General features: G+C 56.1%; 17 protein-coding genes. 7 read left to right on the forward strand and 10 right to left on the reverse strand.

Annotated features, from left to right (window positions below):
• Window positions 1–29 precede the first annotated feature (29 nt).
• Entirely contained in the window at window positions 30–941 is a 912-nt protein-coding gene (punR, locus tag IB212_RS09735; RefSeq protein ID WP_041910348.1) for a DNA-binding transcriptional activator PunR, read from the forward strand.
• Between the two features lie 17 nt (window positions 942–958).
• On the opposite strand, the gene purR is transcribed toward punR, so the two are convergent.
• Entirely contained in the window at window positions 959–1,984 is a 1,026-nt protein-coding gene (gene purR / locus IB212_RS09740; protein ID WP_008500597.1) for an HTH-type transcriptional repressor PurR, read from the reverse strand.
• A 297-nt stretch (window positions 1,985–2,281) separates the two neighbouring features.
• Between purR and IB212_RS09745 the strand changes: the two genes are divergently transcribed.
• Entirely contained in the window at window positions 2,282–2,371 is a 90-nt protein-coding gene (locus tag IB212_RS09745; protein ID WP_020688313.1) for a YnhF family membrane protein, read from the forward strand.
• Between the two features lie 163 nt (window positions 2,372–2,534).
• The gene (locus IB212_RS09750) at window positions 2,535–3,701 is read left to right on the forward strand and encodes an MFS transporter (protein WP_041910346.1); all 1,167 of its coding nucleotides are present in this window, start codon (window positions 2,535–2,537) and stop codon (window positions 3,699–3,701) included.
• 37 nt (window positions 3,702–3,738) lie between these two features.
• Here IB212_RS09750 and sodB read toward each other — a convergent pair whose 3' ends face one another.
• Together sodB and IB212_RS09760 are read right to left on the reverse strand one after the other, a co-directional pair.
• Window positions 3,739–4,320 (reverse strand): superoxide dismutase [Fe], encoded by a 582-nt coding sequence (gene sodB / locus IB212_RS09755; RefSeq protein WP_028012892.1) that lies wholly within the window; start codon window positions 4,318–4,320, stop codon window positions 3,739–3,741.
• A 122-nt stretch (window positions 4,321–4,442) separates the two neighbouring features.
• On the reverse strand, window positions 4,443–5,216 hold the full coding sequence (locus IB212_RS09760) for a C40 family peptidase (protein WP_028012893.1): 774 nt from the start codon (window positions 5,214–5,216) through the stop codon (window positions 4,443–4,445).
• A 338-nt stretch (window positions 5,217–5,554) separates the two neighbouring features.
• Between IB212_RS09760 and grxD the strand changes: the two genes are divergently transcribed.
• Window positions 5,555–5,902 (forward strand): monothiol glutaredoxin 4, encoded by a 348-nt coding sequence (gene grxD / locus IB212_RS09765; RefSeq protein WP_003832760.1) that lies wholly within the window; start codon window positions 5,555–5,557, stop codon window positions 5,900–5,902.
• A gap of 44 nt (window positions 5,903–5,946) precedes the next feature.
• Here the strand turns inward: grxD and rnt are convergent, their stop codons facing one another.
• The 5 genes from rnt to eptA form a co-directional block, all read right to left on the reverse strand.
• Window positions 5,947–6,597 carry a ribonuclease T gene (gene rnt, locus IB212_RS09770; RefSeq protein WP_028012894.1) on the reverse strand — a complete coding sequence of 217 codons (651 nt, stop codon included), beginning with the start codon at window positions 6,595–6,597 and terminating at the stop codon, window positions 5,947–5,949.
• A gap of 95 nt (window positions 6,598–6,692) precedes the next feature.
• Window positions 6,693–7,100 (reverse strand): lactoylglutathione lyase, encoded by a 408-nt coding sequence (gene gloA / locus IB212_RS09775; RefSeq protein WP_013096923.1) that lies wholly within the window; start codon window positions 7,098–7,100, stop codon window positions 6,693–6,695.
• Between the two features lie 100 nt (window positions 7,101–7,200).
• The gene (locus tag IB212_RS09780) at window positions 7,201–8,298 is read right to left on the reverse strand and encodes an alkene reductase (protein ID WP_028012895.1); all 1,098 of its coding nucleotides are present in this window, start codon (window positions 8,296–8,298) and stop codon (window positions 7,201–7,203) included.
• 53 nt (window positions 8,299–8,351) lie between these two features.
• A complete protein-coding gene (locus IB212_RS09785) occupies window positions 8,352–8,951 on the reverse strand; it encodes a TetR/AcrR family transcriptional regulator (protein ID WP_041910343.1) in 600 nt (199 codons plus the stop codon).
• 41 nt (window positions 8,952–8,992) lie between these two features.
• Window positions 8,993–10,618: a phosphoethanolamine transferase EptA gene (gene eptA, locus IB212_RS09790; RefSeq protein ID WP_041910341.1), complete on the reverse strand. Its 1,626-nt coding sequence runs from the start codon at window positions 10,616–10,618 to the stop codon at window positions 8,993–8,995.
• A 149-nt stretch (window positions 10,619–10,767) separates the two neighbouring features.
• Here eptA and IB212_RS09795 point away from each other — a divergent pair, with 149 nt between their 5' ends.
• The 3 genes from IB212_RS09795 to sodC all read left to right on the forward strand — a co-directional run bounded on the left by IB212_RS09795 (window position 10,768) and on the right by sodC (window position 12,551).
• The gene (locus IB212_RS09795; protein WP_041910339.1) at window positions 10,768–11,007 is read left to right on the forward strand and encodes a DUF1289 domain-containing protein; all 240 of its coding nucleotides are present in this window, start codon (window positions 10,768–10,770) and stop codon (window positions 11,005–11,007) included.
• 48 nt (window positions 11,008–11,055) lie between these two features.
• Window positions 11,056–11,952, forward strand: a complete 897-nt coding sequence (locus IB212_RS09800) for an aldo/keto reductase family oxidoreductase (RefSeq protein WP_028012899.1) — start codon at window positions 11,056–11,058, stop codon at window positions 11,950–11,952.
• An 80-nt stretch (window positions 11,953–12,032) separates the two neighbouring features.
• Window positions 12,033–12,551, forward strand: coding sequence for a superoxide dismutase [Cu-Zn] SodC (gene sodC / locus IB212_RS09805; RefSeq protein ID WP_028012900.1), 519 nt, complete (start codon window positions 12,033–12,035; stop codon window positions 12,549–12,551).
• Here sodC and IB212_RS09810 read toward each other — a convergent pair.
• Both IB212_RS09810 and IB212_RS09815 read right to left on the reverse strand, forming a co-directional pair.
• The gene (locus IB212_RS09810; protein ID WP_041910337.1) at window positions 12,530–14,563 is read right to left on the reverse strand and encodes an FUSC family protein; all 2,034 of its coding nucleotides are present in this window, start codon (window positions 14,561–14,563) and stop codon (window positions 12,530–12,532) included. The two genes, sodC and IB212_RS09810, sit on opposite strands and share 22 nt — an antisense overlap.
• Window positions 14,563–15,423, reverse strand: a complete 861-nt coding sequence (locus tag IB212_RS09815; RefSeq protein WP_041910335.1) for an HlyD family secretion protein — start codon at window positions 15,421–15,423, stop codon at window positions 14,563–14,565. Before IB212_RS09815 ends, IB212_RS09810 begins: the two co-directional genes overlap by 1 nt.
• Window positions 15,424–15,425 lie beyond the last annotated feature (2 nt).

Below are 15,425 nucleotides of genomic sequence, written 5' to 3' on the forward strand. Positions count from 1 at the left end.
GGTGCATTCAAATTTTTTGCAGGCAGAAAATGTGGTCAGATTATTCTCTTGAAGTGGTCGATGCTGTCGCGCGTAACGGCAGCTTTAGCGGAGCGGCGCAGGAGTTGCACCGCGTCCCTTCAGCCATAAGCTATACGGTGCGACAGCTTGAGGAGTGGCTGGCGGTACCGCTGTTTGAACGGCGGCATCGTGATGTTGAATTAACGCCCGCAGGGGCGTGGTTTTTGAAGGAAGGGCGTTCTGTTATCAAAAAAATGCAGATCACCCGCGAGCAGTGCCAGCAGATCGCGAACGGCTGGCGGGGTCACCTTTCCATTGCGGTGGATAACATCGTTAAGCCCGAGCGCACCCGGCAGATGATTGTCGATTTTTATCGGCATTTCTCTGACGTAGAACTGCGGGTCTCGCAGGAGGTGTTCAACGGCGTCTGGGATGCGCTGGCGGACGGCAGGGTAGAGATGGCGATTGGCGCAACCCAGGCGATCCCGGTCGGGGGACGTTACGCCTTTCGCGATATGGGGATGCTGAGCTGGAAATGCGTGGTGGCAAGCGATCATCCCCTGGCGGCGACGGAAGGGCCGCTGAGCGACGATACGCTGCGCAGTTGGCCGTCGCTGGTGCTGGAAGATACCTCCCGCTCGCTGCCGAAGCGAATTACCTGGCTGCTGGACAACCAGCGGCGGGTTGTCGCCCCTGACTGGGGATCGTCGGCGACGTGCCTCAGTGCCGGGCTCTGCGTAGGCATGGTGCCCGCCCATTTTGCACGTCCGCGAATCTACACCGGTGAGTGGGTTGAGCTAACGCTGGAGAATCCGTTCCCGGATGCGGCCTGCTGCCTCACCTGGCAACAAAATGATGTCTCGCCGGCGATGGCCTGGCTGCTGGACTATCTGGGGGACAGCGAAACGCTTAACCGGGAGTGGCTGCGGGAGCCAGACTGACTGGCTCCGCAATGAGATTAACGACGGTAGTCGCGGAACGGGCCATCCGCAACGGAACGGCGTTCGATGAGGCGAGGGTGAACTTCAATGGACTGCGACTCTTCACGCTTGTTGACGATCCTGTCCAGCAGCATATTGAAGGCGGTTTCACCCAGTGAATCTTTCGGCTGGTGAATGGTGGTTAACGCTGGCGTGAAGAAGCGCGCGTTGCGCACGTTGTCATACCCGATCACGGAGATGTCCTGCGGTACGCGCAGACCCAGCTCGTCGGCCGCACAGAGGGCGCCCATCGCCATGATATCGCCCCCGCAGAAGACGGCGGTTGGACGGTGAGGCTGGGATACGATCTGCTGCATCGCGCGGTAGCCTGATTCCGGCTCAAAGTCGCCCTGCACGATCCAGTTTTCCGGCACGGTGATTAGCGCTTCTTCCATCGCTTTCATAAAACCGGCCAGGCGGCCCGCGCCGGTGTTGCGTTCCAGCGGACCCGGGATCACGCCAATCTCGCGGTGGCCGCGTTCGATCAGATAACGGCCCGCCATGTAACCGCCTTCAAAGGCGTTATCGATAACGGAGTCGGTGAAGTCGGCGCGCGCTTCGCCCCAGTCCATCACCACCATAGGGATATGGCGATACTCTTCCAGCATCGACAGCACGGATTCCGGGTACTCTGAACACATCACCAGCAGGCCGTCCACGCGCTTTTGCGCCATCATCGACAGGTAGGCGCGCTGTTTTTCAATGCTGTTCCAGGCGTTGCCGAGAATCAGGGTATAGCCTTTCTGGAAGCAGTTTTTTTCTACCGCTTCAATGATCTCGGCAAAATAGGCCGCTTCGCTGCTGGTCGCCAGCAGACCAATTGACTTGGTGTGATTAACCTTGAGGCTGCGCGCAACCGCGCTCGGTGAGTAGTGCAGCTCTTTGATCGCTGCCCAGACGGCGTTGCGCGTCTCTTCCGCCACAAAACGGGTTTTGTTAATTACATGTGATACGGTTGTAGTGGAAACGTTTGCGCGTTTTGCTACGTCTTTAATTGTTGCCATTAAATGTCACTCCAGACCATATCCTAAACTCCTGAAAAACTTGAAGGTAAACGTTTGCCTTCTCTCACCCTTATCACGCAATTTTGAATTGCGGCACGCCGGGAAAACGACACGGGACGTCAGGAGGGGGTCAATGGCCGGTACGCTAATAAATTTAGCGTGGAATTTTGGCCTATCTTGATGAAAAGGGGAAGAGGTAAAGTGTTTATCAGCTTAAATCCAGGAAGATTTTTGACGTAAACTGTGCAAAAATGAGCAAGCTCACTTTTCGTGGGGGGATTAAAAGGAGAAAAATTGATGAGTTCCGATCTGAAGTTTTCGCTGTTCACCACCGTTATTGTGCTGGCGCTGATTGTGGCGGCTGGCCTGACGGCTGCGCTGCATTGATTTACGCGGGGGGAGAGTCTTCTCCCTCCCGAACGCTCCGATTGTTACTTCTCTGGCAAAAATCTTTTGCCATTTTGTTAACTTCTCATTTTTTGTGATTGATGTCATGCTTTCCGCTTCTTTGTTCTGTGTCACCACATGACACGGCATCCGGAGTTGACGCATGAAAATCAATTTTCCCCTGCTGGCCCTGGCGATTGGCGCTTTTGGGATTGGCACCACTGAATTCTCCCCGATGGGGTTACTGCCCGTTATCGCCCGTGGCGTGGACGTCTCGATCCCGGCCGCCGGGATGTTAATCAGCGCCTACGCCATCGGCGTGATGGTGGGAGCGCCGCTGATGACGCTTCTGCTTTCGCACCGTGCGCGCCGCAATGCGCTGATTTTCCTGATGGCGATTTTCACCCTGGGCAACGTGCTTTCGGCCATTTCGCCGGATTACACCACTCTGATGCTGTCGCGCATTCTGACCAGCCTCAACCACGGTGCTTTCTTTGGTCTGGGCTCGGTCGTGGCCGCAAGCGTGGTGCCAAAACACAAGCAGGCCAGCGCCGTGGCCACCATGTTTATGGGGCTGACCATCGCTAACATCGGCGGTGTTCCCGCGGCAACCTGGCTGGGCGAGGTCATTGGCTGGCGGATGTCCTTCCTGGCGACGGCCGGACTGGGCGTGGTCGCGATGGCGGCGTTGTTCTTCTCCCTTCCAAAAGGCAGTGCGGGTGAACGCCCTGATGTACGCAGAGAGCTGTCGGTGCTGATGCGCCCGCAGGTACTTTCCGCGCTGCTGACCACCGTGCTGGGGGCAGGAGCGATGTTTACCCTCTACACCTACATTTCGCCGGTCTTACACGACATTACCCACGCAACGCCACTCTTTGTTACCGCGATGCTGGTGCTGATTGGCGTGGGCTTCTCGATTGGCAACTATCTCGGCGGGAAATTTGCTGACCGTTCCGTGAGCGGCACGCTGAAGGGCTTTTTAACCCTGCTGATTGTCATTATGGTCGCGATCCCGTGGCTGGCGCAGAATGAATTCGGTGCGGCGATTGCGATGGTTGTCTGGGGCGCTGCCACCTTTGCCGTGGTGCCGCCGCTGCAGATGCGCGTGATGCGTGTTGCCCATGAGGCGCCGGGTCTCTCGTCTTCCGTAAATATCGGGGCGTTCAACCTCGGCAATGCGCTGGGCGCCGCAGCCGGAGGCGCCGTGATTTCAGGCGGTCTGGGGTACAGTTTTGTGCCGGTGATGGGGGCGATTATTGCCGCGCTCGGCCTGCTGCTGGTGATGATGTCCGGCCGTAAACAGCCTGAAGCGGTTTGCACGGCTGAATAAGCAAAAACGCAGAAGGGTTACCCCTTCTGCGTGTCTCTTACGCGGCGAAGTTCTTCGCGACAAAGTCCCAGTTAACCAGAGCCCAGAAGTGCTCCAGGTAGTTCGGGCGCGCGTTGCGGTAATCAATGTAGTAAGCATGTTCCCACACGTCCACGGTCATCAGCGGCGTAGCGCTGGTGGTCAGCGGGGTGCCCGCGTTAGACGTGGACACGATAGCCAGTTTGCCATCCGCCTCTTTTACCAGCCACGTCCAGCCAGAACCGAAGTTCTTGATGGCGGCATCGGTAAACTTCGCTTTAAACTCAGCAAAGCTGCCAAAGGCGGCGTTGATGGCGGCTGCCAGTTCACCGGCAGGTTCGCCACCGGCATTCGGCGCCAGGCAGTGCCAGTAGAAAGTGTGGTTCCACACCTGAGCCGCGTTGTTAAAAACGCCACCCTCTGAGCTGCGAACGATCTCTTCCAGCGTTTTGCCTTCAAAATCGGTGCCCTTGATGAGGTTGTTCAGGTTAGTGACGTACGTCTGATGATGCTTGCCGTAGTGGTATTCCAGGGTTTCCGCAGAAATGTGCGGTGCCAGGGCGTCTTTTGCATACGGTAGTGCAGGTAATTCGAACGACATTGCTTCTCTCCTTATTGTATTTTGTGTTGCCAATAACCCTACAGACAACAAGGACAGGATAGCAAATTGAAAGGGTATGCAAAAGAGGAACTTACCCTGCCGCAGATGCGGCAGGGCAGGGATTAACGAATGGTTTTTGGCGTCATGACGCGACGCGCGCCGACGTAATGACGTACCCAGTAATCTTCGCTGAGCGAGGTGATCTGAATGTCCTGACCGCTGCGCGGAGACTGGATGAATTTCCCGTTGCCGACGTAGACGCCCACGTGGTCAGCCGTACCGCGACCCTGCGTGCGGAAGAAGACCAGGTCGCCGTTTTCCAGCTCACCCCGGTTAACCGGTGACGCATCGCGCAGGTGATACATCTCATTGGCGGTACGTGGAATACGGAATTTAACCAGATCTTTATAGGCGTAATAGACGAGGCCGCTGCAGTCGAAACCGGTACGCGGCGAACTGCCGCCCCAACGATAAGGTTTGCCAATCTGCCCCATCAGTTTATTCATCGCGGTTTTTTGCGCTTTTTGCACACGCACTTTATGCACATCCGCCAGCTTTGTTACCTTCGTGCATTTTGCTTTATGGCCTTTGCGGGTAATGCATTTTTCTGTAACGAGGTTAGCGGCGGTCTGCGAAGCTTTATTTTTGGCGGTGCGGGTAGTGCGGGAAGATTTTGTTTTCGTCTTGCTGGAAGCGGTTTGTTTAGTCTGAGCGGTGGTTTTTTTCTTGTCGTTCTTGCTGCTGGTTTTTTTCTTACGTTCTGTGGCTTTCACCAGATGGCTTTTTTGTACAGCAGATTGCCGCGCCTGCTGAGAGGCGTTTGCCGCTGGCGTTAACGTGAGTGATGTAAACAGTAAAGCACAGAGCGTGATCGAGATTTTAGTTATCCGCGCCACTGGGCAGTCCCCTGATATATGCAGGTCATCAATAATACCCGCGTGTGATTTACAAAGCCCGTCGATTCTAATCCATAAAAACCCGAGAAGTTAATAGCATTTTTCAATCTAAAAACGTGTTTCGTTAGCAAGTGCAAAAAAATTCATCGTTCTGACGCACAATTGTTCACTCCCTAAGCAAAACCCTGACGGGCGAAGGGGTAAACACCATTTGCAATGCAACTTTTGTGGAGTCGGGGTAAAATATATAAACGTGACGAAAATGTTATTTTCCGATGCCAGCCTGACCCGCTACAATGTCAGACTACTGCCGTAACAGAAGTTAAAGGAAGCAAGACATGAGCACCACTATTGAAAAAATCCAGCGCCAGATCGCTGAAAACCCGATTCTGCTGTATATGAAAGGTTCTCCGAAGCTGCCAAGCTGCGGCTTCTCCGCGCAAGCGGTTCAGGCGCTGTCAGCCTGTGGTGAGCGTTTTGCTTACGTTGATATCCTGCAGAACCCGGACATCCGCGCTGAGCTGCCAAAATACGCTAACTGGCCGACCTTCCCGCAGCTGTGGGTAGACGGCGAGCTGGTGGGCGGCTGCGATATCCTGATTGAGATGTATCAGCGCGGCGAACTGCAGCAGCTGATCAAAGAGACGGCGGCGAAGTACAAAACGGAAGAGCCGGACGCTGAATAATTTTCTGCGTTAATAAAAAAGCGACCTGAAGAGGTCGCTTTTTTTTATTCTTCACTGTCGCCCATCGGCAGCGGCCAGCCGCCCAGACGCTTCCAGCGGTTGACGATCTCACAGAACAGCTCTGCGGTGCGCTCCGTATCGTATAAGGCGGAGTGCGCCTGGGTACCGTCAAACGGTATACCCGCCGTAATGCAGGCTTTGGATAAAACCGTTTGACCCAGCGCCAGGCCGCTTAGCGCGGCGGTGTCGAAGGTCACGAACGGGTGGAAAGGGTTGCGTTTGAGCGATGCGCGTTCGGCAGCGGCCATGGTAAAGCTGTGATCGAAGGTGGCGTTATGGGCTACCATGATGGCGCGGCTGCAGTTGCTCTCTTTCATGCCTTTACGCACCATTTTAAAAATGGCGTGCAGCGCATCATATTCACTGACTGCACCACGCAGCGGGTTATGCGGATCGATACCGTTAAACGCCAGCGCCTCCGGCTGTAAGTTTGCCCCTTCGAAAGGTTCAATGTGGAAATGCAGCGTGGTGTCCGGTGTAAGCCAGCCCTGTTCATCCATCTTCAGCGTGATGGCGGCAATTTCGAGCAGCGCATCGGTTTTAGCGTTAAATCCGGCTGTTTCTACATCAATGACAACGGGATAAAAACCACGAAAACGGTCGCACAGACCGCTAAATTGAGCGTTATCGGACATCAGGGTCTCTTACAAGGGGAAAAAGCAGTGCGCATTATGGCAAATTTTGCAGGGTGATGCAGTAAAACTACGGGCGCATGTTGCGCCCTGAGGGATCAGTTGCCCAGACCGCGACCCGCGTCTTTGGCTTCAATCAGCTCGATCTTGTAACCGTCCGGATCTTCTACAAAGGCAATAACGGTGGTGCCGCCTTTTACCGGGCCGGCTTCGCGCGTGACGTTACCGCCGTTGCTGCGAATGCGTTCACACGCCTCGGCCGCGTTGTCCACTTCCAGCGCGATATGGCCGTAGGCGGTGCCCAGCTCATAGCTGTCCACGCCCCAGTTGTAGGTCAGTTCAATGACCGCTTCATCCGTTTCCGGGCCGTAACCCACGAACGCCAGTGAGTATTTGTATTCCGGGTTTTCGCTGGTGCGCAGCAGCTTCATGCCCAGGACGTTAGTGTAGAAATCGATAGAACGTTGCAGATCGCCAACGCGCAGCATGGTGTGAAGTAGGCGCATAATTTCCTCATTAACCAATGGAATAGACTATTTTTTTGAACAGAAACGATGTTTTATTATAGCGGCGAAGTATCGCCGCTATCAATGAACAATGGCGAGATTACAGTGAAGGGTAGTCGGTGTAGCCTTCCGCGCCGCCGCCGTAGAAGCTCTCAGGACGCTGCGGGTTCAGGGCCGCTTTCTGCTGCAGTCGAGCAACCAGATCCGGGTTGGCAATATAGTCGCGGCCAAACGCCACGGCGTCGATCAGCCCTTTATTAATCAGATCCTCGGCTTTCTCAGGGGTATAAGCGCCCGCACCGATGATCACCCCGTGGAAGCGCTCGCGCACTTTCTGACGGAAGGCTTCCGTATAAGGCTTACCGCCGGCCCAGTCCGGCTCGGACATGTGCAGATAGGCAATGCCGCGTTTCGCCAGCTCTTCAATCAGATACAGCGCGTCCGCTTCTTCATTCGGACCGTTGTCGACGTTCTGGAACGTACCGATTGGGGAGACGCGGATACCGATACGGTCCGGGCTCCACTCCTGACAAACGGCGTCAACCACTTCCAGCACCAGGCGGGCGCGGTTTTCGACGCTGCCGCCGTACTGGTCGGTACGATGGTTAGACGACGGTGACAGGAACTGGTGCAGCAGGTAACCGTGCGCGGAGTGCAGCTCAACCAGGTCAAAACCGGCTTCACGGGCGTTGGCAACGGCCTGACGGAAATCGTTCACGATACCCGGGATCTCATCCAGCTCCAGCGCGCGTGGCGTAGAGGTGTCGACGCGGATCGCGTTGCCGTTTTCATCGCGCAGGGAGGTGCGGGTGTTCGCGTTCAGGGCAGACGCTGAAACCGGCGCCTGACCGCCAGGCTGAATGCTGCTGTGGGAGATACGACCGGTATGCCACAGCTGGACCGCAATGCGACCGTCTTCAGCGTGAACGCCCGCGGTGATTTTCTGCCATGCGGCGATCTGCTCCGGGCTGTGCAGCCCCGGCGCACCCGCATATCCCTTGGCCTGAGCAGAAATCTGCGTGGCTTCAGTGATGATCAGGCCAGAGCTGGCGCGCTGACGATAGTATTCACCCATCAGTGGGGTTGGGATATCACCCGGCTCAATGCTGCGCAGACGGGTAAGCGGAGCCATAAACACGCGGTTTGGCGCGGTGACGGCACCCACTTTTAAGGGGGTAAATAATTTTTCAGCTGACATAACGACTCCTGAGTAGACCAGTCGACTAGTAATAACGTAAATAAAAACGCCTGCTAAGCGCCAGGCGCAGTAATCGTATTTTTCACATGTGCCAGCGCGCTTTCGAGCGGCACGGCACTGCGAGAAATTTTAGCCTGCAGGTTGGCGCCTAACCAGAGGGAGTAGAGCACCTGAGCCTGCGTTAAGGGATCCCCGGGGAAGGCGAGCGTATTTTCTTCGCGCCCCTTCGCCAGCGCCTGCGCCAGCAGGGCGATAACGCCGCTGGCGCCTTTATCCATTGCTGTGCGCATATCTTCTGAGAGATCGCACACTTCGGCAGAGAGTTTAACCGTCAGGCATCCGCTGATAATGCCCTGCTGACAGAACTGGTTCAGCGTTTCCTGGTAGTAGTTCAGAACACGATCCCGATAGTTACCTTCCCCCGTGGCGAAGTGGGTCGCGAGGCGCTGGTGGTAAGCAGCATAGTGCCGCTCCAGCATCGCCACGCCAAAGGCCTCTTTGGACCGAAAGTAGTGATAGAACGACCCTTTCGGTACCTCAGCGGTTTTTAATAGCTCGCTCAACCCCATACCGGTGAAGCCGCGGTGCATGCACAGCCGCTCGCCGGTCGCCAGGAGATGTTCGCGCGTGTCGTGTTCAGTATTTCTGCTCATGGATTCACTCTAATAGACCGTTCGGTCTAATGCAAGCGCTGTTACCGGCGACACGCATTCAGAATGTCCAACTGTTGCTGATAAATGCTTGATTTAACGTCCATCATGCCCAGCACCGTCGAGAATAAATTGTCCTGCGAAACCGCATTTTTTGCTGCGTGGTCGCGTAAACACTGCGCGTTGATGCCAAAGTTTTTCGCATAGTCCGGGGACAGCCAGAACATAAATGGAATGTGCGTCTGCTGCTCCGGCGCCAGCATGTACGGCGTGCCGTGCAGATAAATACCGCTTTCACCGAGCGATTCCCCGTGATCCGAGAGGTAAATCAGCGCGGTGTTCATGTTCGCCTGACGGGCTTTCAGCGCATCAATGGTTTTGCTGACCATGCTGTCGGTATACAGGATCGTATTGTCATAGGTGTTCATCAGCGCCTGATGGTCGCAATCCTGAATTTCGTTGGTGTCACAGGTGGGGGTGAATTTACGGAAATTATCCGGGTAACGGCGATAGTACGCCGGGCCGTGGCTGCCCATCAGGTGGATAACCAGCACCGTGTCCTGCTTCAGACCGTCCAGCACGTTGTCCAGGTGGTAGAAATTCACGTCATCAATACAGGACTGGTCTTTGCAGAACTGATCCAGCTTCCACTGCGTCATGTCGGTATGGGGAATACGATCGCAGGCACCTTTACAGCCACCGTCGTTGTCGCGCCACAGGAGGTTGATACCCGCATGGTTGAGTACGTCGAGCAGCCCTTCCTGATGGTGCGCCAGATCGGCATCGTATTTGCTGCGCGTCATACCGGAGAACATGCACGGAACGGATACGGCGGTTTCAGTGCCGCACGAGGAGGCCTGCGGGAAGTTAATCACATCCTGCTTTTTCAGCTCGGGGTTGGTTTCACGCCCGTAGCCATTGAGGGAGTAGTTCGCCGCGCGCGACGCTTCGCCGATGACCAGCACCAGAACGGTTTTCTTCTGCTGACCCGTAATCAGCGCGCCTTTGTGCGCATCTTCGCCAATCCGCACCAGCGTTTGATCGCCGGCAAACCAGCGCATCTTGCTGTATTTCACCACGGCGCTGACGTAGTTCGCCGGAGTGACCATTTTGACGATGCTTTTGTTATTGCGGAACAGCGACGCGTAATCTTTATAAAACACCGCGGCGATAAGAATAATCACCAGCAGGGCACCGAGCATCGCGGCAACACGCGTCAGCAGGGCGTACCACCATTTGCCGGTACGAATACGGGTCAGCGCCAGCACCAGGGATGGAACAAGACCGGCTATGACAATCCACAGAATCATCTGCGGGGTCACCAGCGCGGTGGCTTCCTGGGAGTTAGTTTCGAACACGTTCACAATCATGTTCTGATCGATGACCGCGCCGTAGGTAAACATAAAGTAAGTTGCCGCAGCGCACCCGACAGTTAAGACGATCATCAGCGGCTTACGGATATACGGGATATTGAGCAGGCTAAATACAATGACCCAGCCACAAAACAGCACCACCGGCACGGATGCGGCGAAGAGAATATCGTGCAGATGCGCAGGGGCAATAATGGCCCAGCTGCGCTGGATAAACAGCCCGTTAAGCAGAGTAAAAAAGAGTGCACAGCCCAGAGTAAATTTTATGTCGTTACATTGTAACTTTTTACTTAACCACATCGATCGTAAAACCTGTCATTGTCATGATGTGGCGAGTATAAAGAGGGAAGATTAGTGAAACCTTAATGCCACAAAACTGTGGTAAAGCCCTTGCACGCGGCGCTTTTAGCGTCTTCACTGTAGGTGAGAAAGGTTAACCGGAGGTGAGTGTGGCAGAGCAACTGGAGTTTTTCCCCATCCAGAGCCCGTGCCGGGGGATTTGTCAGTCAGATGAACGTGGTTATTGCCGCGGGTGCATGCGTACCCGTGACGAGCGTTTTAACTGGCAAAACTTCAGCGACACGCAAAAGCAGGATGTGCTGCGCCTCTGCAGACAGCGACTTCTGCGCAAAATCCGCGCAAGCAAAGCCTCTGAGACCGAAGAACCCCAGCAACCTTCACTGTTTTAATGCGGTAATTGCGTATACTCATGACATCACGTCCTTGAGGAAAATGTTATGGTTCAGCGTATTACCCTTGCCCCCCAGGGGCCAGAATTCTCCCGTTTTGTGATGGGCTACTGGCGCCTGATGGACTGGAATATGTCCCCCCTCCAGCTGGCAAGCTTTATTGAAGAGCATATCGATTTAGGGGTAACAACCGTCGATCATGCGGATATTTACGGTGGCTATCAGTGTGAAGCCGCCTTTGGCGAGGCGCTCAAGCTGGTTCCGGCACTCCGGGAACGCATGGAGATCGTTACCAAATGCGGTATTGCCACCACGGCCAAACCGGAGCATGCCCTCGGCCACTACATCACCGACAGCGCCCATATCATCAAGAGCGCCGAGCAGTCGCTGGTCAATCTGGCAACCGATCGTATCGACCTGCTGCTGATTCACCGTCCGGACCCGCTGATGGATGCCGACGAGGTGGCGGAAGCCTTCCTGAGTCTGCATCAGAGCGGGAAGGTGCGTCACTTCGGCGTCTCCAACTTTACCCCGGCCCAGTTTGCGCTGCTTCAGTCTCGTCTGCCGTTTACGCTCGCCACTAACCAGGTTGAGATCTCCCCGGTGCATCAGCCGCTGCTGCTGGATGGTACGCTCGACCAGCTGCAGCAACTGCGCATTCGCCCGATGGCCTGGTCGTGCCTCGGCGGTGGACGCCTGTTTAATGATGATGCGTTCCAGCCGCTGCGCAATGAGCTGGAAACCATCGCCCGCGAGCTGAACGCCCAGAGCATAGAGCAGGTGGTTTACGCCTGGATCCTGCGTCTGCCGTCAAAACCGCTGCCGATTATTGGCTCCGGGAAAATTGAACGCGTCCGTTCCGCGCTGGCCGCCGAAGAGCTGCAGATGACCCGCCAGCAGTGGTTCCGCATCCGCAAGGCCGCGCTGGGTTACGACGTGCCTTAAACCGCAAGAAGGTGACTTTCCGGTGAAATCTGTGCCCCTGGTATACACTTAAGGGGCAAAAAATAACCAGCGGAGGTCATATGAAGCGTTTTACTCTGGCATTGGTCACGCTGGTTGTTTGCGCAGGGGCGCAGGCAGCCAGCGACGAAGTAGAAATGAATCTCGTCACCTCACAGGGTGTGGGTCAGTCCATCGGGACGGTGAAAATCACCGAGACCGATAAAGGGCTGGAATTTGCACCCGATCTTAAAGCGCTCCCGCCGGGCGAACACGGCTTCCATGTTCATGCCAAAGGGAGCTGTCAGCCAGCCATGAAAGAGGGTAAACCGTCGGCAGCGGAAGCAGCAGGGGGCCACCTTGACCCGCAGAATTCAGGTAAACATGAAGGGCCTGAAGGTATGGGACACCTGGGCGACTTGCCGGTGCTGGTGGTAAACAATGACGGTAAAGCCACGGATCCGGTCGTGGCCCCGCGGCTGAAAAAGCTGGATGAGGTTAAAGGCAAAGCGCTGATGATCCATGTGGGCGGCGATAACATGTCCGATCAGCCTAAACCGCTTGGCGGCGGCGGGGCGCGCTATGCCTGCGGCGTAATCTGATCCCCAATCGTTCCCGGCGGGGGCGCCTGTTCCAGCTGCGACAGCGAGCAGTGCAGGCGCCAGATTATCGAGGCCAAATCGCGGGCTGCGGGAAGATGATGCCGGGCAAGGGTGTCGCAGATCCGCTGCAGTTCAGCCAGCGTGGCCTCCAGAGGCCGCTGCTGAACGCCGCGCTCGCTCATCACATCGCGTAGCAGAGAGATACACACATCACGTACCTGCGACAGCGGATCGGAGCGCGTTTCCCATGCGCGAAGCTGCCAGACCACGTGCGAGCAGTTCAACAGCACCACCCCCCAGCGCAACAGCCAGCGTCGGGACAGCGCGTCCTGGCTGTTATTTAACTGGCTGACGTGGTGATAAACCAGCGATTCATACTCGCTTTCTTGCAGATGCGGCTTGCGGCTGAGCTGGTCGACAAACCCTCTGCGCAATTCACGGATATGTCGACGGCTTTTGCGTGCGTCAGAGCCGGGACGCAACACCGCGAAGGCCAGCCACGCCAGCCCGACGCCAAGAATCTTTGCCAGGTTGTCATTCAGAAAAGCGGCGTAATCATAAACCGGCGGATTCGTCACGGAGATAAACGAGCCCATAAAGACAATCAGCTGCCCCCACAGACCCGCCAGTTTCGGCATTTGCAGCTTAAGGAGCTGCATCGTAGTTAACAGCGGAAACAGGAACAGCAGAAACTGCCAGAGATCGCTTATCTGTACCATCAGGCCAAACTTCACCACAAAACTGAACAGTGATAGCAAAACAAGCGTTCGCAGCAGCAGCGTAAGCGAGTTAAACGGCGAGGCCGCGACGGAGTAAAGCACGCAGCTGATAGCGGCAAGCGTTAACGCCGCCGAGCCTGACTCCCACTGCGTGGTAATGCTCCACGCCCCCACCAGCATCAGTGCGCTGAAGGTGCGAAAACCGCTCCACAGCGCTTCCAGATAATCGGTGTGACGTGCGAGAGCCGGGCTGCCGGGAACGGCGAACTCCGTGACCGGGGTAGCATTCTCTACCGCCTTAATCCAGCGGCTGCTGCGCAGGTATAGCCGACAAAAGTAATTCAGCCGCTGCCAGAAAGCGCGATGGCGATAATCAAACTCATCCACCGGGGCGAGCGGGGCGATGATCTTCGCGACGGTATAGATGTCCGCATCCGGTCGCGCGAGCGCCGCGAGCAGGGTTTCGATTACCGCGCGGGTGTTTTCTGGCGGTGTCGGCCAGTTGAGCAGCATTCGGCGCAGGCTGGAGATAGCGCTGGTCATGCGCAACTGCTGGTGCAATAAATAGTTAAGCAGCGTGTTCTGACGGCGAAAACGGTAATGGCTCCAGAACGCCTGAATTCGCAACAGATTCATGGTCAGGATCTGCCCGATAACCTTTTCATGCGCGAGGCGGATGTCATCGCTGGTATCCGGTTGCCACAGCAGGCTCGCATGTTCCAGCAGCCGGGTATGCATGGTTTTCAGCGCAGTGATAAGCGCAGTGCCGTCAGAGGTGCTGGGCAGGATCATCATCATAAATCCGCCGCAGAGGATCCCGACAATAACTTCGCAGACGCGCGCCTGTGCGATATCCCATAGCTCGGTGGTGTCGAGCACGTTGACGACCGGGAAGGCGATAATGGCGGCGGTATAGCCCGCCAGCTGGAAAGCATAGGCCACGTTATTGGTGAAATGGGCGCAGGCCCAGGTACAGCAACCCAGCCATGCCGCCATGCTCAGCAGGAACAGCCACGGATCGTTCAGCGTGTGGCCCGCGATAATTAACGCCGCGGTGGCGCCCAGCAGGCTACCTGCAATACGGCCAAGACTTTTGCTGATCACCCCGCCAACGGTGGGGAAGCTTACCACCGCCGCGGAGGTCATCGCCCAGTAGGGTTCATCCAGGTTCAGATAATAGGCAACAGTCAGCGCCAGGCACATGGCAATGCCGTTACGCAGCGCGTAGCGCCACTGGGGGCGCGTCGCTTTCATCCACGGCGTGTTTTGCCAGGAGAGCGCCTGCAGCTTCATTAACGGGTTCCGATAGAGACAGTGCAGGTGGTGCCGGAAACCAGCGTGATGTCCTCCGGTAAACGGTCAAACTCCACGCGCACAGGCACGCGTTGAGCAAGGCGCACCCACGGTACGTTCGGCTTGACGTCCGGCACCAGCCCGGAATCCGTTTCAACGCTTTGATCGTAAATGGCGCGGCCAATGCTGGAAACGTGACCCTGTAACTTTTGCGGGCCACTATACAGCGTTATGGCGGCGGGTGCGCCTTCATGTATATGCCGAAGCTTGGTCTCTTCGAAATAGCCCACGACGTAGAACGAGTGGCTGTCGACAAGAGCAAAAACTGGCTGACCGGCGGTGGCGTAGTTACCCACTCGGGCAGAAAGGTTAGTCACCCATCCATCTACAGGTGCGGTAATCACGGTTTGGGTTAATTCCCACTGTGCCTGCTTAAGCGTCGCCTGGGCTACGTTGACGCTTGCCTGCATGGCCTTGACGTTAAGGTTGGCGGTATCCAAATCTTCCGCTGAGATGTAGTTTTGCGATAAATGACGGCGGCGATTGGCTTCGTTATTGGCCTTCGCCAGGTCTGACTGGGCTTTTGCCAGCTGCGCCTGGGCATTCAGAACGGCAATATGGTAGGGGGTATCGTCGATACGAAACAGTTCCTCTCCCTTTTTAACATACTGGTTATCCTTCACCAGGAGCGTGGTAATGCTTCCCGACACCTGGGGGGTGATGCTGACCTGCTCGGCGCGAACTTTGCCGTCACGCGTCCAGGGGGACTGCATATAAAAATTCCAGAGCCACCAGCCGGCAATCAGCGCGAGGAAAAGGACAAACAGGGTGGAAAAGTACTTCAGCGTCTTCAGAGGCATAT

This window comes from Enterobacter sp. E12 (assembly GCF_014596715.2).
GTDB classification, from domain to species: domain Bacteria; phylum Pseudomonadota; class Gammaproteobacteria; order Enterobacterales; family Enterobacteriaceae; genus Enterobacter; species Enterobacter bugandensis.